The organism is Paenibacillus sp. SRL342, assembly GCF_984798905.1.
In genome coordinates, this window is sequence record NZ_OZ481791.1 from 97312 (window position 1) to 123902 (window position 26591).

40 protein-coding genes are annotated in these 26591 nt (G+C 37.0%); 13 read left to right on the forward strand and 27 right to left on the reverse strand.

What is annotated here, in order from left to right; translation table 11 throughout:
- Positions 1–50: 50 nt before the first annotated feature.
- The 13 genes from AC4E8D_RS32560 (at position 51) to AC4E8D_RS32620 (ending at position 10436) form a co-directional block, all read left to right on the forward strand.
- A complete protein-coding gene (locus AC4E8D_RS32560) occupies positions 51–1280 on the forward strand; it encodes an SPRY domain-containing protein (RefSeq protein WP_490206542.1) in 1230 nt (409 codons plus the stop codon).
- A gap of 58 nt (positions 1281–1338) precedes the next feature.
- Positions 1339–2610: an SPRY domain-containing protein gene (locus AC4E8D_RS32565; RefSeq protein ID WP_490206543.1), complete on the forward strand. Its 1272-nt coding sequence runs from the start codon at positions 1339–1341 to the stop codon at positions 2608–2610.
- 50 nt (positions 2611–2660) lie between these two features.
- Positions 2661–4661: a hypothetical protein gene (locus AC4E8D_RS32570; protein ID WP_490206544.1), complete on the forward strand. Its 2001-nt coding sequence runs from the start codon at positions 2661–2663 to the stop codon at positions 4659–4661.
- 36 nt (positions 4662–4697) lie between these two features.
- Complete coding sequence (locus tag AC4E8D_RS32575) at positions 4698–6530, forward strand: DNRLRE domain-containing protein (protein ID WP_490206545.1); 1833 nt, start codon at positions 4698–4700, stop codon at positions 6528–6530.
- A 48-nt stretch (positions 6531–6578) separates the two neighbouring features.
- Complete coding sequence (locus tag AC4E8D_RS32580; protein ID WP_490206546.1) at positions 6579–6923, forward strand: hypothetical protein; 345 nt, start codon at positions 6579–6581, stop codon at positions 6921–6923.
- Between the two features lie 24 nt (positions 6924–6947).
- Entirely contained in the window at positions 6948–7175 is a 228-nt protein-coding gene (locus AC4E8D_RS32585; protein ID WP_490206547.1) for a hypothetical protein, read from the forward strand.
- A gap of 135 nt (positions 7176–7310) precedes the next feature.
- Positions 7311–7673, forward strand: a complete 363-nt coding sequence (locus AC4E8D_RS32590) for a hypothetical protein (protein ID WP_490206548.1) — start codon at positions 7311–7313, stop codon at positions 7671–7673.
- A 211-nt stretch (positions 7674–7884) separates the two neighbouring features.
- Positions 7885–8256 carry a hypothetical protein gene (locus AC4E8D_RS32595; protein WP_490206549.1) on the forward strand — a complete coding sequence of 124 codons (372 nt, stop codon included), beginning with the start codon at positions 7885–7887 and terminating at the stop codon, positions 8254–8256.
- Positions 8243–8539 (forward strand): hypothetical protein, encoded by a 297-nt coding sequence (locus AC4E8D_RS32600; RefSeq protein ID WP_490206550.1) that lies wholly within the window; start codon positions 8243–8245, stop codon positions 8537–8539. Before AC4E8D_RS32595 ends, AC4E8D_RS32600 begins: the two co-directional genes overlap by 14 nt.
- A gap of 38 nt (positions 8540–8577) precedes the next feature.
- Positions 8578–9612 (forward strand): peptidoglycan recognition protein family protein, encoded by a 1035-nt coding sequence (locus AC4E8D_RS32605; protein ID WP_490206551.1) that lies wholly within the window; start codon positions 8578–8580, stop codon positions 9610–9612.
- Positions 9613–9624: 12 nt separating this feature from the next.
- The gene (locus AC4E8D_RS32610) at positions 9625–9897 is read left to right on the forward strand and encodes a hypothetical protein (RefSeq protein WP_490206552.1); all 273 of its coding nucleotides are present in this window, start codon (positions 9625–9627) and stop codon (positions 9895–9897) included.
- A gap of 14 nt (positions 9898–9911) precedes the next feature.
- Complete coding sequence (locus tag AC4E8D_RS32615) at positions 9912–10163, forward strand: hypothetical protein (protein ID WP_490206553.1); 252 nt, start codon at positions 9912–9914, stop codon at positions 10161–10163.
- Positions 10164–10175: 12 nt separating this feature from the next.
- Entirely contained in the window at positions 10176–10436 is a 261-nt protein-coding gene (locus tag AC4E8D_RS32620; RefSeq protein WP_490206554.1) for a hypothetical protein, read from the forward strand.
- A gap of 1394 nt (positions 10437–11830) precedes the next feature.
- Here AC4E8D_RS32620 and AC4E8D_RS32625 read toward each other — a convergent pair.
- The 27 genes from AC4E8D_RS32625 to AC4E8D_RS32755 form a co-directional block, all read right to left on the reverse strand.
- Positions 11831–12580 carry a stalk domain-containing protein gene (locus AC4E8D_RS32625; RefSeq protein ID WP_490206555.1) on the reverse strand — a complete coding sequence of 250 codons (750 nt, stop codon included), beginning with the start codon at positions 12578–12580 and terminating at the stop codon, positions 11831–11833.
- Positions 12581–12630: 50 nt separating this feature from the next.
- The gene (locus tag AC4E8D_RS32630; protein WP_490206556.1) at positions 12631–13500 is read right to left on the reverse strand and encodes a hypothetical protein; all 870 of its coding nucleotides are present in this window, start codon (positions 13498–13500) and stop codon (positions 12631–12633) included.
- Positions 13475–13672, reverse strand: coding sequence for a hypothetical protein (locus AC4E8D_RS32635; RefSeq protein ID WP_490206557.1), 198 nt, complete (start codon positions 13670–13672; stop codon positions 13475–13477). The genes AC4E8D_RS32630 and AC4E8D_RS32635 overlap by 26 nt, the downstream gene beginning before the upstream one ends.
- Before the next feature lie 115 nt (positions 13673–13787).
- Complete coding sequence (locus tag AC4E8D_RS32640) at positions 13788–14369, reverse strand: RusA family crossover junction endodeoxyribonuclease (protein WP_490206558.1); 582 nt, start codon at positions 14367–14369, stop codon at positions 13788–13790.
- 298 nt (positions 14370–14667) lie between these two features.
- Positions 14668–14859: a hypothetical protein gene (locus AC4E8D_RS32645; protein ID WP_490206559.1), complete on the reverse strand. Its 192-nt coding sequence runs from the start codon at positions 14857–14859 to the stop codon at positions 14668–14670.
- Between the two features lie 14 nt (positions 14860–14873).
- Entirely contained in the window at positions 14874–15140 is a 267-nt protein-coding gene (locus tag AC4E8D_RS32650) for a hypothetical protein (RefSeq protein WP_490206560.1), read from the reverse strand.
- Positions 15133–15354, reverse strand: coding sequence for a hypothetical protein (locus tag AC4E8D_RS32655; protein ID WP_490206561.1), 222 nt, complete (start codon positions 15352–15354; stop codon positions 15133–15135). The genes AC4E8D_RS32650 and AC4E8D_RS32655 overlap by 8 nt, the downstream gene beginning before the upstream one ends.
- The gene (locus AC4E8D_RS32660) at positions 15355–16593 is read right to left on the reverse strand and encodes a helix-hairpin-helix domain-containing protein (RefSeq protein WP_490206562.1); all 1239 of its coding nucleotides are present in this window, start codon (positions 16591–16593) and stop codon (positions 15355–15357) included.
- Positions 16594–16818: 225 nt separating this feature from the next.
- Positions 16819–17943, reverse strand: coding sequence for a hypothetical protein (locus AC4E8D_RS32665; RefSeq protein WP_490206563.1), 1125 nt, complete (start codon positions 17941–17943; stop codon positions 16819–16821).
- 115 nt (positions 17944–18058) lie between these two features.
- Positions 18059–20275 (reverse strand): DNA polymerase III subunit alpha, encoded by a 2217-nt coding sequence (dnaE, locus tag AC4E8D_RS32670; RefSeq protein ID WP_490206564.1) that lies wholly within the window; start codon positions 20273–20275, stop codon positions 18059–18061.
- Positions 20262–20570, reverse strand: coding sequence for a hypothetical protein (locus tag AC4E8D_RS32675; RefSeq protein ID WP_490206565.1), 309 nt, complete (start codon positions 20568–20570; stop codon positions 20262–20264). Before AC4E8D_RS32675 ends, dnaE begins: the two co-directional genes overlap by 14 nt.
- A 43-nt stretch (positions 20571–20613) precedes the next feature.
- Positions 20614–20829 (reverse strand): hypothetical protein, encoded by a 216-nt coding sequence (locus AC4E8D_RS32680; protein ID WP_490206566.1) that lies wholly within the window; start codon positions 20827–20829, stop codon positions 20614–20616.
- A gap of 51 nt (positions 20830–20880) precedes the next feature.
- The gene (locus tag AC4E8D_RS32685) at positions 20881–21135 is read right to left on the reverse strand and encodes a hypothetical protein (RefSeq protein WP_490206567.1); all 255 of its coding nucleotides are present in this window, start codon (positions 21133–21135) and stop codon (positions 20881–20883) included.
- A 12-nt stretch (positions 21136–21147) separates the two neighbouring features.
- The gene (locus AC4E8D_RS32690) at positions 21148–21633 is read right to left on the reverse strand and encodes a hypothetical protein (RefSeq protein WP_490206568.1); all 486 of its coding nucleotides are present in this window, start codon (positions 21631–21633) and stop codon (positions 21148–21150) included.
- A gap of 14 nt (positions 21634–21647) precedes the next feature.
- On the reverse strand, positions 21648–22028 hold the full coding sequence (locus AC4E8D_RS32695; RefSeq protein ID WP_490206569.1) for a hypothetical protein: 381 nt from the start codon (positions 22026–22028) through the stop codon (positions 21648–21650).
- A gap of 357 nt (positions 22029–22385) precedes the next feature.
- Positions 22386–22724, reverse strand: coding sequence for a hypothetical protein (locus tag AC4E8D_RS32700; RefSeq protein ID WP_490206570.1), 339 nt, complete (start codon positions 22722–22724; stop codon positions 22386–22388).
- A gap of 57 nt (positions 22725–22781) precedes the next feature.
- A complete protein-coding gene (locus AC4E8D_RS32705) occupies positions 22782–23096 on the reverse strand; it encodes a hypothetical protein (protein ID WP_490206571.1) in 315 nt (104 codons plus the stop codon).
- A gap of 236 nt (positions 23097–23332) precedes the next feature.
- Positions 23333–23614 carry a hypothetical protein gene (locus AC4E8D_RS32710; RefSeq protein ID WP_490206572.1) on the reverse strand — a complete coding sequence of 94 codons (282 nt, stop codon included), beginning with the start codon at positions 23612–23614 and terminating at the stop codon, positions 23333–23335.
- A gap of 127 nt (positions 23615–23741) precedes the next feature.
- A complete protein-coding gene (locus AC4E8D_RS32715) occupies positions 23742–23972 on the reverse strand; it encodes a hypothetical protein (protein WP_490206573.1) in 231 nt (76 codons plus the stop codon).
- A gap of 1 nt (position 23973) precedes the next feature.
- Entirely contained in the window at positions 23974–24258 is a 285-nt protein-coding gene (locus tag AC4E8D_RS32720) for a hypothetical protein (protein WP_490206574.1), read from the reverse strand.
- A 15-nt stretch (positions 24259–24273) separates the two neighbouring features.
- A complete protein-coding gene (locus AC4E8D_RS32725) occupies positions 24274–24663 on the reverse strand; it encodes a hypothetical protein (RefSeq protein WP_490206575.1) in 390 nt (129 codons plus the stop codon).
- A 1-nt stretch (position 24664) separates the two neighbouring features.
- Positions 24665–24925: a hypothetical protein gene (locus AC4E8D_RS32730; protein WP_490206576.1), complete on the reverse strand. Its 261-nt coding sequence runs from the start codon at positions 24923–24925 to the stop codon at positions 24665–24667.
- A 41-nt stretch (positions 24926–24966) separates the two neighbouring features.
- Positions 24967–25167, reverse strand: a complete 201-nt coding sequence (locus tag AC4E8D_RS32735; RefSeq protein ID WP_490206577.1) for a hypothetical protein — start codon at positions 25165–25167, stop codon at positions 24967–24969.
- Positions 25168–25205: 38 nt separating this feature from the next.
- Entirely contained in the window at positions 25206–25346 is a 141-nt protein-coding gene (locus AC4E8D_RS32740) for a hypothetical protein (protein WP_490206578.1), read from the reverse strand.
- A 29-nt stretch (positions 25347–25375) separates the two neighbouring features.
- A complete protein-coding gene (locus tag AC4E8D_RS32745; protein WP_490206579.1) occupies positions 25376–25555 on the reverse strand; it encodes a hypothetical protein in 180 nt (59 codons plus the stop codon).
- Positions 25556–26098, reverse strand: a complete 543-nt coding sequence (locus tag AC4E8D_RS32750) for a hypothetical protein (RefSeq protein WP_490206580.1) — start codon at positions 26096–26098, stop codon at positions 25556–25558.
- 236 nt (positions 26099–26334) lie between these two features.
- A complete protein-coding gene (locus tag AC4E8D_RS32755) occupies positions 26335–26568 on the reverse strand; it encodes a hypothetical protein (protein WP_490206581.1) in 234 nt (77 codons plus the stop codon).
- Positions 26569–26591: the final 23 nt, after the last annotated feature.

Sequence of the window (26591 nt, forward strand, 5' to 3'; positions counted from 1 at the left end):
TTTGTTTATAGAATAATCGTTTCATATAGAGAGGGGGCATTAATAAGGATATGAGCATATCATGGAGATCATTTACTGGCGTAACCTTGAGTAATAATAATTTAACTGCTACACTCCCTACTCACTTGCAGTCTACGATAGCTACTGGAGATGGAGTATCTTCAGGTAAATGGTACTGGGAGGTGCTGATACAAAGTGCAGGTGCAATAGTAGGTGTAACTAGCACTACCACAGGCGGACAGATATGGAACACTGCAAATCATAGAGGTTATTTTAGTGGAGCGGCTAAGTGGGGAGGAACTTCGGGCACTTCTTATGGAGTCACTTTTGGCTCAGGAGATATCATAAGCGTACTATTGGATATGGATGCTGGAACAATTGAGTTCTGGAAGAATGGTGCGTCACAAGGCGTAGCGTTTACTAACGTAAAATCTCTTGGAACTGTATATCCTTTTTACGGAAATCCATCAGGAACTAATGTACCTTCAACTGCAACCGCTAGATTTGATAAAAAGGATTTCTCATATGCAGTACCGCAAGGATATTCGCATTATGATATAAAGCATAAAACCTTACTTTTATCTGGTGGGAGATATTATGCATCTCCTCCTGTTTTATTTTCAACTAATAACGCAATACCTATAATGACATCTAATACGGCACCAAGTGGAGAAGCGTCTGCTAGTTCAGTCTCTAGTGCTACTAGCTACCAGCCTTACTTAGCATTCAATCAAACCAATATAAATGGACAAGATGCTTGGGCAACAGCAACAGGAGTAACGAATGCTTGGATTCAATATAAGTTCCCGATTCCAAAGATAATATCAAAATATAAAATTACTTGCAGAAATTCCGCGCAGGATAGTGCTCCAAAATCATGGTCGTTCATGGCTTCAAATGATGGAGTGAATTGGATTGTATTAGATGAGAAAAGCATTACTTCTGTATGGAACGCAAGTGAAACTAGAGAATTTAATATTAAGAACACCCATCCTTATATTTACTATCGCTTGCATGTAAAGGAAAACTTTGGTAATTCTATAACCGTTGTTGCTAAATTGGAGATGTTTGAGTTCTTGAGTGGGTACACCTTATTTAAATTGCCAAAAGGAGAAGAAACAGAATGTTTAAAGTATGGATCTGATGGAGTTGTTGTCAATGAAATACTAGACAGATTAAAATCAGTTGAAAATGATAAATCATTATTAGGTTCAGGTAAAATCTTTGAACACACAATTGATATGTCAAAACGCCGAGTGGATAAAATTACGCTTGGCTAAATTTTATGAACACATCTATATGATGTGTTCTATTTTATCTTGAAGGGAGTTGATATTAGTGCCATTTGTAAATGTATCACTTAATCCTCTAGATGTTTATGGGACAGGAAATGTTTTGACTAATAATAATTTAACAGACTCACTTACTGGTGTAGGAAATATTAGGGCTACACACTACAAGACGAAAGGGAAATGGTATTGGGAAGTTAAATATATTTCAGGTGCAACTAATGCATTATTTATAGGAATCGCAGACAAAAGTTTTGTTATTACAACAAATAGTCAAGCAGATGAAAAAACCCGAAGTATCTATACTGGCAATGGCAACAAATATCCCGAAAACACGGCTTATGGGTCATCGTGGCAAATAAATGATGTAATTGGAATCGCACTAGATTTGGATAATGGAACCCTTGAATACTATAAAAACGGTGTAAGTATGGGTGTATCACATACAAATATAAAATCTCTTACTGAAGTCGCTCCATGGTTTAGGAATTCTGGTTCTCATACAATAGTGTTTACTGTGAATTTTGGAGCAACTCCATTTGTGCATCCTGTCCCGAACGGATATACAGCCTATGGATTTTATCCTTCGAATAAATTCTTGATTTCATCAGAAGGCGAAACACTTTCCATCATATCCGAAAGTAAAAGTGCAAGTACATCTATACCTAAAATGACATCTGATACTGTACCATCTGGCAGGGCTTTTGCTGAAAATATGTATAATACAACTTATCCTCCGTGGAAAGCATTCAACGGTATTGATGATGCCGAAGGATACGTTTCAGCAAGTGGTAGTGCGGGAGTTGGAAGTTTGGGATATGAATTTCCTGTTGCCATCTCTTTATATAAGTATGTAGTTCGATCAAACGACTCGACCCACCTAAACAAAATGCCTAAAGATTGGAATTTTGAAGGTTCAAACGATGGTTTGAATTGGACTGTATTGGATAGACAGGTCGATCAGACATGGACAGTTAGGTTCACTGATAAAGAATATATTTTAGATGATTCTTGGCACAATATGAAATTTAAAATGTATCGATTAAACTGGACTGCGAATAATGGTTTTGCAAACTATACAGATGTGAATGAATTGAAAATGTTTGAAATAATCGTGCCAAAGCTTGTAAAAGTTCCTTCGTTATCAGAGAGTGATTTTAACAAGTATGGAATGAGTAAAGGTGTTGATATAAATTTATATGACAATATTGCATCGATAAGTGATATAAATAGTTCGTCAGAATTACTAGGTTCAGGCAAAGTCTTCAAGCAGAAAATAGACACATCAAAAATACCAATCAAGAAAGCATCAATCACATAAGTCCGTGAAATGATTTTTTAATTTAGAATTTAGAAAGGAGTGTTGAGAGAATGGCATTAGGACAAGTGCTAACAGCGCCAGAATCAGGGTGGCAAAGGTTTGATAACGCAGATGCTAACATAGGTTATACTGGAACGTGGAGCAATTACAGTTCTACTAATTACTACGATAGAACCTTAACAGCCTCTTCAGATATTTCGGCTAGTATAAGATTTAATTTTACAGGGGAAAAAATTCGAATAATTAGTACAATAAGCACTACCTATAATTCTGACGTGAAAGTAAAAATTGATAAAACTATTTATAGTATGAATCAATCAGGAGCAACAAAAAATCAGATAGTTGCTTTTGAACTACTAAATTTAGATGATACTGAACATAGTGTAGAAATAACAAATACTTCTTCCTTTGTGAATTTAGATGCTATTGATATTGTCGCATCAGGTCAATTAAAGCCTTTTGAGATAATTTATCAAAAAAAAACTGTTATCCTCAACAACAACCTATATAAGTATTACTCTGATTCTATGTGGGTTGATATAGGTATTACTGTGTCAGAACAAGATTATCTTAATTATGGAAATTCAAGCCTTGAACTTATTCCTGAATCCGCATGGTTACAACTTACTGGCGAAGTGGAGCTGTGTCACTACACTGACGACCTGACCAAAACAGAAACATCCTTTAACATCGAAACCGATCCCTTCACACTAGCGGAAGAATGGGAAGACAAAGAGATCAAAATCATTGAGTACACTGACGACCCTAATCAAACCGAATCAACGATTACAATCGAAACTGAACCGTTTACCCTCTACGAAGAATTGGGTGATAATGTAGACGTTCTATACTATACAGATGATCCAAGTAAAACATCATCAGAACTGAATGTCACGGCTAACTACTCCCCATTGGATGAACTTGAGGGAGATTTTGACGTGGTTACATGGACGAATGATGAAGAGGTAATTGCAGGTAATCGGGACATGATGCTAACGTATGACGCACTACCGTTTGAACAATTAATTGTGCAACCATCAGACATTGTTTTACATGGTGGTCTAAAGTCAATTGTTGCAACGATAGCACCCGAACATATTGATGGCACTTTGAAATTCGTTGTTTCTCTAGACTCTGGATTGACTTGGATGACTTATCGATTTGACAAATGGAGAGCATTAGACATGATTGATAAGACGATCATCAGGAATAAGGGTATGAGTATTGATGAATTCAATAAGATACCACTCGAAGAGACAAAGAAGATCACTCGAATCGGATACTACCTTGATGATAGTAAGCACTATACGAATAAAGTAGAACTTCAAGATGTTAAGATGATTGCTGAAGCGGCACGAAATGGCGTAGAGGTTGAAGATGTTGCCTTTTATCTTCTCAATACAACAGCAACAATAAACTTGACCTTCTTAGGAAACAAGCTTAAAGGTGTATTAGATGATGTGGACAAAGGTAAGGTTAGATATCGTGTTAGCTTGAATGGTAGTCCATATTATCCAGCGAATGGTCAGTTTACCCCATTACAAAATTCTCCATTTGATATCAACTTTGTGGTTGACGACAGAATGATTAACTTTGGTGTAGATAATACGCTGAAGGTTGAATTCGAAGATTATTGGGGTCAAACGGACTCTTGGATAATGACATTTATAGGAACACACTCAGGATTAGTGTTCACTGATGAATTAGGAAGCTTCTTCAGTACTGCCTTCGGAGAAGTATTGAAATATATGGACTTTGGACAGATTATAGCAGGACAAACAACCATTGATCAGAAAGTGTTGTTGAAGAATAATATTGGTTATGATGTTAAAAACATCTCTCTAACATGTATACAGCCATCTCTTAATGGAGTAGAAGTGGAACTGTCTAAAGAGCAATCACCATTTATCCCACTCCCTGAGTTGTTGTATCCTGATGTACTTAAAGCAGGAGAACAGGTTGAGTTTGCTGTGCGTATCAGCACAGTGGTAACAGCAGATGAGACACCATCTGGAAGATTCGAAATTAGGATGAATGCAGACAGGGCTTAATAAGTCTCAATACAATGAGATCGGAAGTGAGGATGAATGAATGACGTTTGGGAATACGAGGATTTAAACAGTACACTCAAAATAAGAACACTCTCTAATAAAATAGAGGGTGTTTTTGTTTTGTATCAAACAGGAGATAGTAAAATAGATTCAACAATGTTGATCAGATCAAGAGGAGAAGATTCATTACATTCTCGCTTGAGCGTAAGAGCACAGGCAACTGAAAGCCTTAATGCTACGTTGGACATCAAGTATCGTGGTAACAGTGAAATTAGTGCTTTCTTGGAAGTTGTAGGTTCCACTTATTTAGATTCATTCTTGGAGATCAGACCTAACAATAGGATGTTTGGTATATTTGAGATTTTACCTCCACCAAGAAAGAATGTAGAGATCGTGAGCACAGAAGATTCTACAACAAGAAGTAGAAGTGATCTTCAGACAATCAACTATGGTGACTCTCAGCGTATGATGATAGGTAATTCATTATCATCTGTGGAAGATGAATATTTAGAATCATTCATCAAGTTTGATAACGTAAGAACATATGTGCAAGATTTGCTGTTGCTAGAGAAGGCAAACATGAGATTGTATTATGTTGGTGATTTCTTGGATGAAACTAACATTGAGTTGCAATTGCCAGATGCTAAGTGGTTTGAGATGGGTGTTACACATGCCAATAAGCCAAATGCAATTGAATTTATAAGTAACACATATACCATCAATAAGGTAGAAAGATACATTGAGTTTGACTTAAGAGAATTGTTCCTGAAGTGGGTAGATGGAAATGTAAATAACCTCGGTCTAATCATCAGATCAAGCGACAGTCATTCTACAAGCTTCTATACGAGAGAAGGTAGATTTAAGCCTATACTTGATATCTCGTATATCACAAATCAGATTCAAAGTTTGGGTAGAACTGAAATTAACTCCACAATGTTCATTTACGGTGCTGGCAACAGTGACCTGAATGCAATGTTGACTGTTCACAGTGACTATGGTTGGGATGATTCGTTCGTAGGCTCCCTGTACGTTCACAGACCTGAAGTTCCAGTACTCAACGATATGGACTCTTATTTTAATGCAAGCAAGCCAGATCAACATGCTAGACTCTCAGTAGCATTGAGAGATAAGAGTGAGATCGGTGCAACGTTCGCAGTGCAGATAAAAACAAGTGATTCTAAAGAGTCAATCGTCTCAGTAAGCAAACCTGATTTAGTGGCGTGGTTCACAGTTGATCCTAACATCTCGCTGAAATCCAAACTCGTAGTTAGGGGAGCAGGAGATAGTGATATGAGTTCATTCCTGACGATTAGTAGAGATTATATCGAAGCTAAACTGATGGTTCGTGCAATTGGATCACATGATATGAATGGTAGACTTCAAGTACAAAACACTATCGATGAAGATGTAAGAGCATCAATGGCTGTATCTCGTCCTGAGATTGGTGGATTCATGATCGTAAAAGTACGTGATAACAGCGATATGAATGCAACGATTGAGGTTCCGCATTATGCGCCTTTAGATTCATATGTTGCAGTCAGCAGACCAGAGATTGCAGGATTCATGGAGATCAGAGTTCCTTATGACTTTGAAGGAAATCTGTACGTTAAACATAGAGAAGAACTGAGTGCTACCATGATGATTTACAGTGTAAGTGAATTGGTTGGTCACTTTGAGGTTAGACAAGTTTCTGAAGTCGAATCTACGATGGGTGTATCAAGACCAGACTTACATGGATTCCTTTATCCAAGAGTAGCAGGAGACAATGATCTTGATACCTTCGCTCTCATCAGACAGAGAGATGCAAGTGACTTACAGTCGTATTTCCATGTCGGTGGTACGTTTGGTGGATACTACTTTATCATCTAAAAATACATGCCCCTGTCGAAAGGCAGGGGTTAATAAGGAGAGGTTAATATGGACAACTATACCGATATTTATAGCAGGATCTGGGGAGATAATGAGATCAATAAGACACTAGTTATTACAGCGCAGAATAATTCATTATCCTTCCAGATGGATGATGATACCACGTATACAATCTTTATTGCTGAAGCTAGTTATGGCTTTGAAGTGATTCCGAGAATTTCAGGTGTAGTCAATAACATTAATCAGCAGTTTGATTCGGCAAGTATTCCGATTAAAGCATATGTAGGTGGTGTTAGTGGTGATAGGAAATATGATTGCATTGTATTTCATCCACAGACTACAAATCGGATCAAAGAGATTACGGGATCGTTTATGACACTGTTCAACAGATAAATTTAAAATTAGGAGATGATTTGTATGGAAGACGATGTAGTTCGTATTGAGATGAATATTGAGATGGCAAATAGAATGTTGTCCAATGAAATGGTTTTTGAGAGTGGAATGTATTTCACAGCAGATGAGTTAATGGAAAAAGGTATGGCTTCCAGTGCATCAGTGGGAATCATGATTAATGATGATGTTGAGTGTGACTATCTTGTCATCTTGACTGATGGTGGCACTGAGGAGAGATACTTTGAAGAGTAAATAAAATATAGATTTTATTTACATTAATGACAGGTAAATTCAATAAATCGTTGGGGTGCAAAATCAGAAAAATAGGCTCTAGCTAACACTTTCTATTATGAACCTAAAATTTTACAAAAGAAAGAGGTAATGTAGATGAGATTGGTGATCGATAAGAAATTGTCTAACAACAACTATGAGGTAAGCATTTCTATTACCGACATTCAACCAGAAGAAACAGAGTTGTTCGAAGACTTCGGCAAGGTGCAAGTAAATATTGGTGGAGAGTTAACTGTTAAGGGTGGTACAACACCCGAAACAACAATCGGAGATACATATAAATATCTTCCAACCGATCTTCCAATTAATCGAGTGTTTACCAAAGCATCATATGGTGATAAGGCTGAGACAGTGGCAAATGCATTTGCAGACACTGTTGTCACACGTATTGAAACTGCAATTACGGCACTGAAGTTGAAACAAGATAGCTTCACTGGTTCTACTGAAGTACAACTGTAATCTCAGTGTACTTGATTCATTATTCACTGATGTACTATATTCGCTGAGTCAATCAGGATTATAGTCAAATAAGAGGGGTGTCCAGTAGATCGGGCATTCCTCTTATTTTTTTGTGCAAAGTCGTGTTGTCTATTAATTAAATTGAACTCTCACTTATCACTTTATATAAAGAGGGAGTGATGCAAACAAATAAAGAAATGGGGTGAACCCTATGACGTTTGAAGTAATGCAAATTATAATTCCTGCACTCACAGCAATTACTGCTTCTATTGGTACATTCTTAGCTGTAAAAAACACAAACGGAAAAGATATTGCTGTAAATGATAGACAAGCATTGTCTGAGGATGAGAAAGCGTTTAGACAAGAGTTGAAGGATGGTATGAACAGCTACAAGCTAGAATTAGAGGAAGCAAGGATTGAGATCAGAAGTCTTAGTGGAGAAGTGGCTCAACTTCACTTGATCAATCTAGAGTTGACTATGGATAATAAACGATTACAAACGAAGGTCGATTTTCTGACGGAACAGGTTCAGAGTTTCAAAAACAAGAGTCAAGATGAGGTGATACCCGATGAAGTGGATTAAAGATGGACTATCAATGGATGAAACTAAGGTTTCTGCAATCATCCTAGCATTTTTCATTACCCTTACTGTTGCACTACATCAGGTTACGGTCGTAGGTGATGTCTCAGATAACTTGCTTATGTTGCTGATGTATGAACTCGGAGCATTTACAGGAATCAAGGTGGCAGAAAGTCTTACGACATCAGGGAAAAGAAAGATGCCTGTTGTTGAATTTGACTACTCAGACAACGAAGAATTAGACACCAAGAAAGTAGACACAAGCACAACCACGAAGCTTCCGTAATCTATCGGAAGCTTTATTTTTTAGGAGGGGATAAAAATATGGCCTTTAAAATGAAATATCAGATTAAAACGCAATATCTCACCAAAGGTACTAAGCGAAGATCGGGAATCAAGATGCCACGAGTTGGTTTTGTTGTAGGTCATGATACGGGAAATCCGGGAAGTACAGCAAAAGGAAATGTAAATTACTACGAAAACTCCAGAAATGAAATGTCGGCTTCAGCGCATACATTCATTGATGACAAAGATATTATCGAGTGTATTCCTGCAACTACAGGTACACCAGAGAAAGCATGGCATGTTTTGTACAATGTCACCAAAGACAATGAGATGTATGGTGATGATGCAAATGACATCGCTATCGGCGCTGAATTGTGTTATGGAGGAAAGATTGACAATAAGGAGTCGTATAAGCGTTATATTTGGTACATTGCATACGTATGTTACAAGTTTAAACTTGATCCAGCCAAATACATTACTGGTCACTACGTTCTTGATCCTAAGCGTAAGACTGATCCAGCATTGAATTCATTCGTTAAGATGGGGATTACATGGTCTAAATTCTTGAATGATGTCATTGCTGAATACAAGGAATGCTCTGGTGCTCAGGTGGATGCAGTTCCAGTCCCAGTTGAGAAAGTGATCAAAATGGGAGACAAGAACAATAACGTTGTTGCGCTACAATCAAAACTGAACACACTTGGTTACGGATTGGTTGTTGATGGTGACTTCGGCAAGGCTACATATAACGCTGTAGCAGATTTCCAAAGCAATAATGGACTCACTGTTGATGGTGTTGCTGGTCAGAAGACAGTAGATAAGCTGAATGAAATTCTCAATGCACCTAAAGTAGTGGATAAAAAAGACAGGGGAGATGATGAACCAATGGAGATGGCTAGTTGGCAAAAGACATTGATTATCGAAGGCGTTAAAAAGTTTGGGAAGGTAATTGTTGATGGTGAACCTGTAATCAATAGTCCTGAAACTTGGATTAAGAAAGTAAATGATGGAACACTGACTGCTGGTGAGTTGTCTACACTGACATTCGCAATTATCAGCAGAACACAAAACTAAGGAGGGGTTTATATGGTGGACAAGGAGCAATTTACTATTCTCGAAGAAAATGAAGTGGTTCTTGATCTGGAAGGTACAAAGGACGTTGTAAACAGCATGAAAGCTGTTACTAGGAAGAAATCCAAACAAACACCAAAACCAATTTTTCAAGGTGTTGCAACGACAGATGTTAATGAAGTAAAAGCTGGTGAGCAAGTGGATGTATATGAGGATAAGGATGAAGATTGGCTCACCAGCAAAGGACTTGTTCCTCAAATTTATTTATTGCTTAAAAAAAATAACTAAGGGATGTGATCTTCATGGAAGTCGTAGTACGTTATTCAGATTTTTCCGAAGTAATCAGCGAAGTGGAGATTCCGATTGATGCGGATAAGCGTAACAAGATCACAATTGTACCAGTGATCGTTGATGGCGTTGAAACTGGAGTTGAGCAAGTTAAACTTGAAAGTATCGATGAGTCAGTATCTTTCTCGGTTATTCAAACTATGAACAAGTCTGACCTTCGCGATTATGTTCAATTGCTTCAAAAGATTTTAGTACAAATTAAATAAGGAGATGATTTAATGGAATACATTGTTGCGCTACTTTTAATCGCTCTGATTGTTGTATTGTATATGAAGCAAGGTAATAAGGTTTATGATGTTGTGGTTGATAATCTCACGCATAAACTTCGTGAGAAAGAAGCGGAGATTGTCTTGGGTCTTTATAACAAACTGCCCAAAGCAATCAAAGATAAAGTCGATTCAAAAACGATTGCCGACATCGTAGGGTTTGCTATCGGTGTCGTTTCTGACATCTTAAGCACAAAGGAAAGTACGAAGTAACCAAATGCACCTTCTCTTAATTGGGAGGGTGCATTTTTTTCGTTTGTAGAACAGTAGAGTGGAGCGAGAAATAAAAAGTAGGCGAAACCGTAGACCATTCCCTATTGTGAATAATTCATATAGTGAGAAATTCATTATAGTAATGCATCATCGCATCTTGTTCATGTCCCACTTGATCTTTCATTTTATCGCATCTATATGTTATAATAAGACGGTAAGCTTAACGGTTTTGATATCGATTGTAAAGCTTATTTTTACCGACATTCAGAGGAAGATGTCGGTCTTACATATAAGGAGTGGACATAATGATTGAAGGTCACGGTTGGGGATCATAATATTAGATGTATAAAGATGGGATAGTGGGATACACTATATTTAAGACCATCCTCTCTTAATGTGAATTAGGTAAGCCGATCCTCCTCCATGTGGGGGTCGGTGATTTTTTCAAAAGGAGGATCGGTATTTTTTTGCCTATTTCTAGACATTTAGTCAAAATACGACTTTTGTGCATATGTATGTTAACATAATTAGGATTATGTAAACCAACTCTATTCTCGTATGTACATTGACACAAAGTTCCCTACCAAAATGACACAAAGTACCCTACTTTCATGCATTTATGCCCTTTGTCTCTAATTAACGGAGCAAATTTGGAACTTGGTAGGCAACTTTATGATGTCATTCTCCAGTCTGGTGGGTAACTTTATGTCAGTCCCCCAGTCTGGTGGGTAACTTTATGTCAAATTCCAGCCTGGTAGGGAACTTTATGTCATTAAAAATTGACACAAAGTTCCCTACCAAAAACAAAAAAAACCTTATTTTATAAGGGTTTTCTTGGTGGGTATCTTTATGTCATTCAACATCGTAGTTCTACTTTACCATCATCATATATGTTTAAAGGCAACATACGACCGTCTCTTACATGATAGTTATATACACAGTATTCATATCTTTCGCCAGCACGACCAAAATAGATTAGCTTACCATACTGTTCATAGAACGCTTTAGCTTCACTAAGAGAGTTAAACTGAGGTAAAGGCTTCCTGATCATAACTATCATCCTTTCAGATTAATCCGAGTGGCCATAGTCGGAATTAAAAACCGATCCCATAGGATCGGCTATTATTCTATCATCAATCAACAATGGTGACAATGATGATAGTGATGGCGTTTTCTCTTGGTTTTCTTAACCCCACTAAAGTCAGGCCAATGATAAATCATAATGTCGAATAATGATATTCCTAATAATACCAGTTCTTAGAAACGCAGTCAAACATAAAAAAGACTACTAGGGTTATTGCCCCAATAGTCTTTTTCTGTAGAATGTTTCACATTAAACCCGAACAAAAATATATGAAACCCCTACAGCAAGCTATAATATAATATCACACATCTTAAAGATCGTCAAACATTCCAGTCGTATCTACTTTGAAAGAATACATATCTAACGAGTAATAGTTAACTTTAAGATTTATTCTTACATTTTTAGTGTCTCTGCTGAAGTTAGACTTGTTATAAGCAATTTGATACTCGTACTCTTTGTCATACATCTGGTTAGTAGTTTTTGCTCCGAATAGTTTTTTGTCAGGCAAACCCATATTCGATGCTGAAGTTTCACCCATTACTTGAAATTTTCTGCCTGTAGGATTTGAAATGGAAAAGTTAAAATATACTTTCTCATCGTCATGAGTAATGGAGTTCAACGTCATACTGATGTCTCCATTTCCTCGATCCAATGTGATTGGAAGCTTACGGTAGTCATAATCATTCGTTGTTAGATCATCTTTTGCGGCACTAGGCTTCGTGCTTGCTGTATTCGTAGTGTTGTTCGTGCTTGTTTCTTTTGCTGGCGTTATCGATCCTTGATCGGTTAGTGTAACAGTCTTAGTCTTACCATCGTAACCAACTTTATAATCCAGCATGTCAGCAACATCTCTAAGCTGAAGGTATGTAGAATTATTAGCTGTCAAAGCAGGAGAACCAGACTTAACGGTTTCTCCATTTACAACAAACTTAAGATCACGGTTAAAGAGTGCTTGAATATTATCTGTTCCTGCAAACGTTACTGCTGTTGTAGCTGTCAGAGCGATACCAGCTATTACTCCTGTAGCAATGTTTCTAATGTCTCTTAATGATTTTTTCATAGTTGTTAGTCCCCTTAGTATATGATGGTAGTTCTATTAATACCAACTTGTTATCTTCTTTGGTCTGTGCCACGTATGGTCATGTGAACATCGAATTTAGTTGATTCATCTGTATCTTCAAGTTCCTCCAGAAGATATTTCAGCTTTCGAATAATTGACTTTCTGTCACCATCTTGATTGTTGAATGTAAAGAAGAAATTCTCTACCAAATTATCTACAGTTACAATAGGTGAGTGTTCGGTGACCACAGGTGTTACCGCTTTCGGTGACTCTTCAATCATCACTTCATTCGCTCCCTCTTCTTTTATATCGGTTATTTCCTCGGATACTTTATCTTTCCAATAATATTTTTTCAAAGAACGAATATTAGCCTGTGTAATATTCCACTCTCTGGATACCTCGATGATAGAGTGATTGTCAAAAATAATTTGAGCCACTTCTCTTTTTTGTTTTTTATCTAAAGCTTTAAACTGATTATAGGTTAACGTGTAGTACTCATTGATCCTGAAAGGAGTATTTCCATCTCCATTCTCTTTGACTGTTCCTTTTAATGTTGCTCTGTTTTTAACATCTAAATCTTTCAGATATCGGTAATATGTGTTAGATGCTATTCCCATCTTTTCATATATTTCAACATCTTTTAATTTCTTTCTCCACGCTTCCAACATTAACTTCTGTGTTCCTTTATCTAGCTTTTTAAACTTAGTGTTCGATAGCACTTCATTTACGTTCACACTAATCACCTCTCCATTAAGTTCTTTCTTCTGTTTATTTGTCATGTAGTGGTATGGAGTCTTTAAAGCAGAGTTAACGCCACCTTTTCTGGTAGCAACTCGTTTAAATATATTACTTGCAATACGTTTCTTGTCTCTAATGTCTTCGAAAAATACAACTTCAGCTTCCGTTCGCTTTCTCATCATAGACTAGCCCCTTTTCCATAAGGCTTATTTTGTCCTTAGCGATCTTCTCAGCAATTGCATCGAGAATGTATTGATGTTTTGATTTACTTCCTGTATGAAATACATACCAGTTTATCTCATCAGAATATTGGTTATTAATCCTTAAAGGGAATGTTTTTTTATCGTTAGTCAATAAGAACACCGCCAATGCATTTGGTTATCATAGTTACTATAGTTAGTATAATCTAATATGTAATATGCGTCAACGCATATTTAAAAGACTGCCACATATAGTAGCAGTCTTAAGTTTATTTCTTTGGTTTAAAGGCTGTGCATACTGGATCGTATATACTACCAACCTCTTCTCTTACTGTTCCAGCAATCGAATCCTTGAGGATCGAACATCCACCCTTACGGTACTTTGAGCATGACTGACAGTTTAGAGAGAAGTCGTCTAACACCTTCTGATTCTCGAAGATACCCACAAAATCAACTGGCCTGATCGTTACCTCTATATGAGGGTTCTTTGTATCGTACACAATACGTTGGGTTCTGACTAGCACCCTTGAATCGTTCTCATAAGTTACTTTTTCAAGAGAGTCATTTAGAAGCTTGTATATGTTATTATCATCTGATCCTCTTCTGGCAAAGTAGATGATAGTGTCTTGGTAAACGTAATTATCTTTAGTCCACTCGTAATCCCATTCAGGCTGTTCAAGCATTTGAACTCTTGCACGTCCTTGAATTTGTGCTTTAACTTTTCGACCTTCAGTTGATAGGATTCTTCTACCAGTAGGCACACGTTTCCTCAACTTTTTATCCCATTGAAATTCATTCACGTACAGCTTATTGATAGATGTTGGTACTGGCAAAGTCAGATTTAGTTCCATTTATATCACTCCGTCATATTTATTTGGCAATCACTTTTGTAGGAGTGAAGAAAGCCAATTAAATATGGTGTGATAACATCTAAGAAGTGAGTCTATACCTCTTCTCTACTCTTGCGTAATTTGAAGTTGTTTTAAGTCTTGATGTTGGACTACGGAAGTTATTAAAATGAATTAATGCTCTCTCAACTTCTTCAGTGGGTGGATAATTGTCATAGTGACTATAATATCTGTCTTCAGACTCCATGTTGTAATCTACATTCACAATAATTACGAAATATTCTTTCAAAATACTCACCTCCTAACGTTCAAGTTTAATATAATTGTTGATGACCACCTGTTTGCACCCATAATTCTTTTCAATGTATTTTGCTATTTTCATAATATCTTCATATGACTCAATTGGTGTATCTGTTTTGATATCAATCATTCCGTCTGATATGCTTCCATTATCATTAAGACCTTTATATGAAACAAAATAAGAATACTTCATTTAAAATCACTCTCCTATTTATTTAAATTGGTAATGTAATTAACTGTCTTCTTTCTTAACTGCTTCATCTCATTGATAATTGACTCAAAGTGTTCTTCTGTAGCTTCGATCATTAGGCCAACCTCTTTATACCAAGCATTCAACTGTTGTGTTGTCATCTCCATATCATTCTGAATTACAGATGCTCCATGTAGAAAAAGCTTGGAATGAGGGCTTGCTGAAACCCTCATCCATTCCTCAAATAGCTTTCCATTTGATTTGATCTTATATCTTTTACTCATTGAGAAAGCCTAAGTCTTTAAGATATCTTACAGTTGTCTCTCTCATCATCACATCGACTTCTTCGTCTGTTAGGTTATTGTGGGCATCAAAAACCATCTGAATAAACTTCTCTTCTTCGTCATTAGCAAGAAGAGAAACGCCAACATTCTTCAAACCTTGAATCATCATTGCTGTGTGAATCAATTTAAGTTGTTCTTCGGTAAATGTCTTCATTTAAACAGCAACCTCCTTTTGCTTCACTTTTTCTTTGTACTCTAATTTCCTATCAATCAAATCTTTCCACTCATCGAACGTCTTCATTTTGAATACGATCGCTTCATCTTTGCTTCGCTTGGCAAGGATAACAACGTTGGTTCCTTTGTCTAGAAGATGTTTAAATTCACTGTATTGACTTGAGTAGGCTTTAGCATTAACGACTCCATGTGGGGTCAAGACTTTAAGCTTGGCGTATTGTCCACCTCTACCAGACTTCTTAACTTCCTTCTTAACGATGGTTCCTACCACTAACACTTTGTCAGTTCCATCTTTATACGAGTAGAAATCTTTTATAGATTTTCTATACTTATCAAATGGACTTATAGTTAGATATGCACCCATTGTATCGAACTCATAAGATTCAAAATCCCCCACATACTTCTCAAAGAATTTGTCAATGTGTTTCTGCTTCCTAATCTTCTCTTTAGCTAAGTAGTCCTTATGCTTGTAGCTGTTGAAGATGTCATATCGTTTTGATTTATCAGAATAGTCTTCATCAGAGATTTCGTAGTTAGCTTTTTTGAAATCTCCTTTAGCTGGCATACCTTTCTTTGGAGTCCATTTAAGAGGTGTGTAAGTTGTCTCAGCCAATTGAGTAAGAATATCATTCTTGTCGTTACCGAATGCTCCAGCTTTGATTAGGTTGATTGTTGCGTCAGAAGGAAGCATGTCAAAAGAAACTTCCAGTTGTTGATTTGCTATTGATTCAGCAGTTTTAGAAATATTGCTTGTTTGTACAGTGAAACTGTAGAAGTCTTTAAAAGAGTTGAACGATTCGCCATACAGCTTCCGCAGATTCTCAATCAAGTCAACAGTAGGATCACCAATGGCACGAATGGCTGTAAGACCGAAAATAATTTCACCATTTTCATAGGTGAACTTTCTTTGGCTCTTATTGATATCTGGAACATTGACTTTTATGTTCATGCGCTGACACTCACTAATATAATGAGACAACTCATCAATCTTACCAATCTTACTGTTGAGCAGTGCGGTCATGAACTCTACTGGATGGTAGTATTTAAGTTTCGCCATTTGCCATGCAATGATTGCATAAGCCATAGCGTGAGATTTATTAAAGGAATATGATGCAAAGTCAATCATGATCTCCCACAATGTTTCCAGTTGATCTGAAGTCCATCCACGTTTACTGAGTCCAGCCCATAGTTCAGCTTTACACTCAGTCATCAGTTCCATCGACTTCTTCAATTTTGTTATCGTAAAGGCTTTTTATCCTCTACTTCTGGGAGTTTCCTCCCTCCATTTTCATGGCATCCCATGTCTATTCATGGTGAGTTCAGCATACATTTTCACCCTCGATATTACGTTAGGCTGTCAAAGAGACAGGTATACTCTATCAGTATTCGTGGTGGACACTCTTGGGGATATTTTATTCTGCAAAGCAGTTTCAATCCCTATGCGTTACGGTGTCATTGACTCGTTACTTTCAATGATTACCTCGGTATTAACATGATTGATAAAAACATTACGCTTTCTTTCAAGATAAATAGTTGCGTTGTCGTACATGAGGTGATAGAAATTTTTAACATCAGCCTTTTTGGAGAAGTATACAAAACTTACATTGGAGTCAGTTTTATTGAATACCTTGTTGTTGCTCACACCTATCTTTTCGATAAGATAAGATTTGATTTCATTGCAGATTCTTTCTGTGCCATAAAATCCGAATGTTGCTCCACTTCTACTCTTAGCTTTGAATACAGTACCATCTCCATCAAATATACCTCTAATGAGATGTGGAACAAGTTCTTCTTTAACTTCTGGCAAGTATGATAAGGCACTTTTTCTTGTCACTACTCCATATTTAGCAAGGTCTTCTGTTAACTTGCGGGACGAACCTCTAAAGGATACGCAACCTCTAACATCTAGTTTTGCTGTTCCCGTAGAGTTACACAAGACGCTCTCCAATCTCTCGACCATATATCCATCAGCTTCATCAAGCGAAAGTGAGATAGATAGATTTCGATTTTCTCTGTTGTAGCTTTTAATAATTCCACCATCAGAAATTATAAGCCCAAGAAAGTACGCTTTCTCCTCTGTGTCAATGATCTCAAAATAATCGTGATTGACTATCTTCGGTATCGCTCCACTGCTTCGTAACTTAAAACCATTGTCAGTTACTATCTTTGCGATTGTCCTTTCACTGACGTTGTATCTGTCTCCAATTTTTTTAGTAGTTAGCAACTCATTTATGTAAAGATGACATATATTTTCTTCTTCCTCTATCAGTAATCCAGACCTCTTTCCTGTTGGCTGTCTTCCTGTTGATTTGAGGAAAATCCCAATATTGCTGTTATCTCTACCTAATGCCTTTGCTATATCCACAGTTGTATACCCTTTGTCAAACATTTGTAATGCTGTCGCCTTATCTTCATCTGTAAGTCTCGGCTTCTTTGGTGCATGTTCACCTAGATATCTGCCTAATGTAGCGTAACTCACTTCTGTAATAACTTTAGATATTTGGAGTACAGACATTCCGCTGTTCAACATAGGTAAAGCTTTGTTTAAGATTTCTTCTTTTTTACTCATGATTCATCAACTCCTATGATATTATCCTAACATCATAGAAAGTCTTTAGCAATGCATTTATTACTTGATTTGGATTTATCAATTTTAGCCTTCACCGATTTTGTCCACTCATAATTCATGCTGTTTCCAGCATGAACGGCAAGAATTTACCCGTAGCTTTACGGATCTTGTCTGGATTCTTCATCTTAGCAATCCATCCAATCTCGATAAGTTGTTCCTGAAATGTCATGATCCCCATTGTAGCCTTCAATACAACCTCTAAATCGGGATGAAGATAAGAGTATTCTTCTATTCCTTTTTTGCGGTTTGCATAGTGTTCAATGTGCTTCATCGATGCAGGTCGGAACAAAGCATTACATACACCCAAGTCATCAATTCCATCAGGGATTACTTGTCTTAACGTTTCCTTCATTCCAATGGATTCAAATTGAAAGACTCCATCTGTTCGACCTTCCCTAAAGAGACTCAGTACATTCATATCCGTGAAATCCAGCTTATCGGGATTGATGTAGTCGTAATCCTTGTCAATCATCTCAAGAGTATCGTAGATAACATCAAGTGACTTCAATCCGAGAATATCAACTTTAACTAGACCTAGATCATCCGTGTCATCCATGTCTCCCTGAAAGACAATGGTTCCGTCATTAGAAGCGACAGCAGTATAATAGTCGATCTCTTTGATTGAGATGATCTTACCACAAGGATGCACTCCAAATGATTTAGGCAATCCTGCTATCTTCTCTGCATATTCGAAAAGTTTAGGGTACTCTTCGAACCAGTGAGTGTTGACTCCTGCTTTTCTCATATATTCAATTGTCAGATCGCCCATCTGTTGAGTCATCATGTTTGTTACGCTAAACGGAATATTCAACACGCGACCAACGTCCTTGACTGCTGATTTATCCCAAATATAACCGAACTGACCAATAGCGGCAAACTTCTCTTCGCCATACTTATTGACGATACCACTCACTACTTTATCTCTGTCTGTTGTCCCAAAATCGGAGTCAACGTCTGGAATCTTCAACTCTTTGCGAGTAATCTGTCCAGACTCAAGAAGATCAAGAGCACCTACATCGATAAAGCGTTCAAAGTAAAGGCCATATGGGATCGGATCAATCTCTGTGATTCCAAGCAGATAAGCGATAAGACTACCACCAGATGATCCCCGCGCAGGCCCTTTACGTATAACTGAGCTAACGTAACTCTCTACAAGTAAGAAGTATCCTTCGAAACCCATCTTGGTAATTGAGCTGAACTCATAATCTAATCGTGGTCTGTACTTTTCATAGTTTGGCTTCTTCTTGATCTCTCTTCTCTTCCAGCCTTTATTGATCAATTCCTTGATATAGGCAATCTCATCAGCAAATCCTTCAGGGATGTCAACGTGAGGAATGATTGGCTCAGACAGAGGAAGATTAACATTACATTTGTCAGCGATAACCAATGAATTTCTTACTGCCAATTCAGCTTCATCGTTGGTCATTGATCCAAGCAATTTAACAGTTACCTCATCTGCATCCATGATATGAGTATCTTGATATGTTTCTCCTGCTTCTCGGTTAGTTCCGATGGAAATGAAGATATTATGTAACTCCTGATCATCTTCTTCGACAAAATGACTATCAGTTGTAGCTACATACTCAATGCTCATATCTTTGGCTAGATCGACAATTGCTCTGTTTAATTGCTGTTGTCTTGTATCTCTGTGTGCTTGGACTTCAAGATAATAATCATTGCCAAACATCTCTCTGTACATCTTAATGATACCTCTTGCATTGTCGATGTTGGCATCTGTAATCTCGATGTCTCCATCACCGATCTTTCCTCCAGCAAGTGCTTGTTGTACTTCACTCGCCATACATCCAGATAATACAATCAATCCCTCACTGTATTGCTTGAGTAAACTATGATCAATACGTGGCTTGAAATAGAAGCCTTCAAGGTAACCGAGAGATGCAAGTTTGTTGATGTTAAGTCTACCCTTCTCATTCTTAGCAAGGACAGTAATATGAAAGTATTTTTTAGTTTTGTCTTGAATAAATCTGTCATCAGTAACGTAAAACTCAGCACCATAGATGTGTTTGATATTAGCCTTCTTCGCAAGCTTATGGATCTTAACAGCAGAGAATACATTTCCGTGTTCCGTGACCGCTACAGCGGTTTGATTAAGCGAAGCAACCTTCTTGATCACATCTTCAGGCTTACTCATTCCGTCAAGCAGAGAGTAAGCTGTGTGAAGGTGTAAGTTAACAAAGCCATCATATTGTTTAGGTTTAGCATGAATCAGTAAAGTATCACCGCAAGTTACACACAAATCAGTTTCCTCCAATCAACTCATGCAGAGGAACTTTAATTTCTCTCACTTTTCTGTAAATAGGTATTCCGAGAAAAGAGAATTTTTCAGCAGACTCACCATAACGCACATAGTGTTTCTCTGGATCGTAAATTTCGAAGTTATCTGTAACTATAAAACTTAATCCAGATTTACTATTTTCCTCTACCAGTTCAGGGCTAGTCAGATTCTTTGCTATAGCACAATCACCTATACCCATTTTGATAAATTCAAGTAGATCGCCTTTTTTATAGCCAGTTCTTAGGTTTGTTCTTGTAGCAACAATCTTCATTCCTATTCCTCCTCGTTTTCTTTCCACTCTTTATACATTGAGATTATTTCTTCGCGAGAACTATTGTGACTTCGAATAACATATTCCAGTAATTCGTAGTCAGAGAAGTCTTCGTTTCGGCAATAATTACAACTCGTTTCCTGCGTCCATTGAGATCCTTTAGGTGTGAAACCATCTTCTTCTTCTCTGAACCCTTCAGCTTCGGCACAAGCGTCATCACACCAATGCTCTCCACAATGACAACTTGTATGTGGCCCACAATCAGGAAATGTGTCTCCGCAATTGCGACATGCGTAATAGTCTACTCCCATTAGACCAACACCTCTTTTCCGTTGATTTTAATGATTTCATAAACTTTATCGTCTTCAATAAAGGGTTTTATCATCTCGGGGATGGAGTCACCTTTAGATGTTGTAACAAAGGAGGTGGTCAAATTGACCAATACGTATTCAATTTTTCCAAAACTACGACATATCATAAAATCGTACATTTCACTACCCTCATACAATATCGTGAATGTACAACCTTTACTCAACTTTTCTATCAAATTTCCATTAATAATCATTCATAGTCACTCCTAAAGTAAATTTCTAATAGTTGACCGCTCTCTTCGTTTATCTTTTTTGACTCTAATGTTGAACTTTCTACAGTCAAATGGATTACAGTTTGTAAGATATGAGGGCGACATTATTCCGAATCTAAGATATTGAAGGTAGTCCATTAATCTGAGCGATAATCTCCTGCCGTTTTTTCTTATTACCGTAATAATGTGACCACCCTCACCGAGAGTCATTTCCTCTGTCCAACGAAACATTTCTATCAATGAAACATCTTCTACATCAATCAACACCTTATGAGATTTCTCATTGTATTGCTTGTTGTAGATAGACATTTCGGCTACGTTACCTTTGATGATAAAGCGGTTCTTTTTGAACTCATGAGAAGCTTCTTCATCTTCTTCGGTCATGATCTTCTTATGTCTTGGACAAAGGTATAGCTCATCAGAAGAGACATAGAAGCTATGGTTTTTTACATTGCAGATAGTGCAACCCTTCATGTTCATTCCTCACTTATGTTTTATCTTTCTTTTACACTATCTCCCCATAATCTATTGGCCGATTTTTGATGATAGTCTTCAATAGACATTGCACACTTCTGACACCTCGGATATGTAGACAAAGGCATTTGAGGATGATGTGCAATGAACTTCTCCCAAGATCCACAGTAAGCGCACCAGAACTTTCCTCGTGGTGGTTTTTCATCGGGACGTGGTGTAATTGTGTAAGGAAGATCAGCCAATCTCTTGGCTGTATCTTCGGGCTTTACACGAATGAATTCAATCTGTTCATCAGTGAGTCGGGTATCTCTTGATTTCTTCTTAGAAATTTGAATCACCTCTAATACGTGCAATTCTGAGTGCTTCAACAATGTTGTGCGAAAGGTTGTCTGTATCAACATTAGACTTTGATTCAACTGTGATGTTAATGTTGTACTCAGTTGGTCTTGCGAGATTATGCAGAAGATGTTCTAAGTTCCTTCCAGACTTTGAACTACCTCTCGGCACTCTCAATCTTCTTTCTCTAGTACGTGTACCATTCATTTATATCACTACTTTCTTTAGTTCTTATACATCCTCAATTAGGATTTCACATGCAAGGTTTAAAACCTCTTCTTTAGACAACAGATATCTTTCCATATAGTGTTCGTAGTATGAGCAGAACATTAGGTACAACGTCATGGGATCACATCCGTCATTTAATAGTTTTAATTTAAATATTTTAAGATGTGATCTAAGCTTGTCAACTGTGTCTATAATCATTTAGCCTTTGCCTTTCTGGGTTGTGAGCAATCAACAATATCGATTGAATCTGGATCATTATTGACTTGTACCCATCTGTATGAAATATAAGATTCTTTTTGAACTTCAATTGCTTCATTGTCCCAAAACTCAACTTCCCAACTAGTCCATTCGGTTCCAGTCCGACCAGCACCGAATGAATAATACTTACCATCATGTTTAAAGATCACTTCGCATGATTGCATCTTGTGAGCAACTTCCCATTGTGGTTGCTCTACGAGTTCGTATTCGAATCCTTCAATCTCTTGTTCATATAAAATTGCTTCCATCTGATCTTCGGTCAACTTAAGATTCATTGTATATCATCTCCTCTTACTATATTATAATACTTTCTTGAGTTCTTGTACATCAATTTATATAATATGAATTTGATTCAACCGTTCTCTGTATTGGTGAAGCTTTTGTCTTTCACGTTCCGTAATGCCATCCTTATCAACGTTAAAGTTCCCCGTCTCACAATTCCAACCTGTATATTCCTTTTTGAGTTCTGCAAGCACCTCATTGAAGAGATCAACAACTTGTTTGTGAGCATTTTCGGATTCAATAAAAGGTTCATCGCCATATTGAACGTTCTTACACTTATTGCAGTGTAACCTTGCAATGTCTCTATCACCCTCCATCGTGACATTTCTTGAATAGCATTTACTACAGGCAACAAAGAATGACATAGTAATCTCTCCTCACAATTTAGTTCTTTTTTCAAACTTACATCTGCAATTGGAGCATGTGTATGTTCCAACCTTCACGCTCTTGGTTAGAAATAAGCCAGAATGTTCAATATGATATCTTCCAAGAACTCTATATGATTTACATTCAGGGCAACTCAAACGTTTTCTTTGCTCTTTGGCTCCAGATAAATTTCCACTCTCAATGATTCTTGTAGTCATTCTTCAAGTTAGCTCCTTTAATCGTTCCAGTTTTCATAGATTGGTCTTCTATAAAACTTAATCCACCCTATTTTAAAATGCTCATCCTTGAATCCTTTGAGTCTAAATCCCCAACCCAACCATTGATGCAAAGTAAAATGGGTTATTTCAAATTTCCTTACTCTTGATACCTTTTGATGAGAGGGAAAACCTTTGATTGTTAGGCCATAATTGGAAAGTTCAACAATATCTCCAACCCTGTATCCATTGAACTCCTCAACATATTTGTTTGATTTTTTGTCATATACCCGTTTAATCATCGTCATTTTGCGATCATTTTCTCATCATACTTAACGCTTAAAAGAGACTTGTTAAACTCTTCTTCTGAAAATACACCCTTATATATGAGTAGCCTGATTAATGCTCTGATCTCTTGATTGTTATTGTTCACTGCACAATTCTCCAATCGTCTGGATTTAACTCATCAACCAAAAAGAACATAGGCGTATCATCATTCATAAATTCTACAATCACCAGTTTGCCACGTTCATGCTCTGGACAATTGCTTGCTTCGTAGTATGTTGATTCTGCTGGAAGCAAAGTGTATGTTCCTCCATGAGCAAATGATCTTCCAATATATTCGATTTTCATTCCTTGTTTTAATTCATTGATATTCATTCTATTCCTCCTCAGTAATCTTATAGATTGAAATTTTCATCCTTGGATTGTCTCCGATGAAATGTCTGATAGGCATCTCAATCTCCTCTCCTGCTAAGTTGAGTAGATTCAAAATTGAAGGATTACTATCAACTATAAGATAAGTCCCACTCATATCTTCATCGACATATTCCATGCCGCCAGTAATCCAATATGCACATTTATTCTTGGGATTCGAATCACTTATTAATATTGGCATTCCTCTCTTCAACCGATCAGTGTCAAATCCATACGTCTGCTTAAACATGCTAATTAACCTCCTCTATAGAATCGGTATCATTTCATTTTTACTCCCACAAAGTTCACAATGCTGAACACTCTCTTCGCTGTCAATGAACGAATTATTAAATCTGCAATAGGTGCAAGTGTAGGCATAACCTACAATCCCCCATCCATCATTAATTCCCCAATATCTTTTCTTACCGTAGTTCATTGCTTCTTTGTGGTTCTTAACATGTGATTTCTCGATCTGAGCGAAGTATTTGTACATTCTATTATGAGCGAATCTATATGCAAAGATGAGAACCCAACTCCCACGATCACCTCTAGCGAACAAATCTCCACCTTTTGATTTTCTACCACAATAAATCTGATCCGTTGTGAAGTCTTTAGTTGTTTCTCCTTCATATCTAAACTTGTACACTGGAACCATATCAATTCCCCCAATATTCGTTGTTAAAGTGTTTATACCCTACTTTTTTAAGTTCCTGAAGAGTTTCGATCATTTCGTCAATGTCGCAAATATGAATGTAGTCAGTATTTTCTCCAGTCTGATCTTCACTTGGCTTAAACCCATTGTAACCTTTTCTAAAATCAATACAACCATCCCACTTGAGCGTAACTTCATAATTTCCAAATTCTTCGTCTTCGACAATAATATTATTGTCTGAGTATGTCTTGACTATCTTAAACATATTCATTCCTCCTATAAGAGTAAATAAAACCCTTATTTTATTTACTCTTGATTCAAATATTCATTTAAAAAATCCTTTAGTTTTACTGCATTCTCTCTGTTGGCCTTCAAGACTGCTGTGCATTTTTCTTGTTTGAACCACTTAAAGTATAGATGATTGTTCTCATCTATTGTCGCCCCCATTGAATCATTGAAAAATACACAGCAGGGGATTTGGATTTCTACTGACTTTCTTTCGTTCATACGCTTTCTCTCCTTTGTAAATAAAAGATTTGTTTTATTTACTCTTGAATATCGAAATGCTCTTTTAGTTTGTCAATTAATTCCTTAAAAATAAGGTATGATTCAGGTGGAATGTCGCCATAATCACCCAAGTCTTCATTCTCACGTTCTGCTCTCCTGATTAAATCTACTAATTCCATACTTACACACCTTTCTAAATAGAATATTTTTACACTGTATCTCTTGCTTTTTTAACTGCCATATAAACATCTAGGGCATAATCATCTCTCATATCTTCATATCCCCATACATCTTCATCAAACAAATCTTCTTTAACCATACGCATGCAATCTTTAAGTGCATCACGCAATCTACCTCTTCTTTCGTCATATGTGGTTACAACACCCATTTAAAATCCCCCTTCACTTAATAGATTTCTTACTTTATCCAACTGGCTACTCAATTGCTCAATAACCCTATCTCTACCACGCAAAGCCATTGTAAAATTAACACTATCAGAGTATATGCCATAATTGATTGCACCTTCAACGAAATCCAAAGCATCTTCTGTACTAATAGGAAGGTGAGCCGCAATATAATCAGCTAATTCTTCATTACTTTTACACATTTCTTTATTATCATCATCAGGTGATAGTCTCTCCAGCGCATCTCTTCCTCTTGAATGAAGCATGTCTGGATGAAGAATGATGTTTTTTCCCATGAGATCAGACCAATTAGCATCCCAAGTCCTTCTGTCTTTCAGTTCGATAAAGTCACTTTCTTGCAATGCTTCTGTCTTACTCCATGGTAATCTCCATTTCAATATGATCAGGTCATTTGTTTTGGGATGACGTATTACGAGAGTTGTTGCATACGCCGCTATTCTTGAACTTGGCAGTGACATCTTGATTTCGTTAATCAATTCATCATCGTTTCTAGGAAGTATCATCATTTTAAACCTCACTCCTTAATCGCTTATAATACCCATGTTTAAATTAAAACATAGCCTTCGTAGCCATATTCATCGAGAACAATAAAAGGTTGTTCAATGTCATCGAAAGACCAACTGTCCCTTACATGAAATAATGGAAGACTCTTATCTTTGATCTGAGTTAATGCGTCAATCATTTCTTGGACTGTCAGAGTTCTATTCATTCAACTCACCATTAGTCATTTTCATCTTCTCCTCTAATATTTTCCTAATATTCGCTCTCTTTGGTAGGCTACTGATAGCATGTCGGTGATAATTTCATGTTCCTCGCAAAGCCTGTTTGTTTTCTCTACGATTCTTCGTTCTGCTTCTGCAATCTCATCCGAGTTTTTAAATTTGTATTTATCCTGCAACCTCAGAATCCTTCCTCTTTCAATTGGTGTGAATCCAAGCTTATATAACTCTTCATTGGTGTGCATATATTCATTCACTGTCTTTTCCTCCTGTGTTAAAA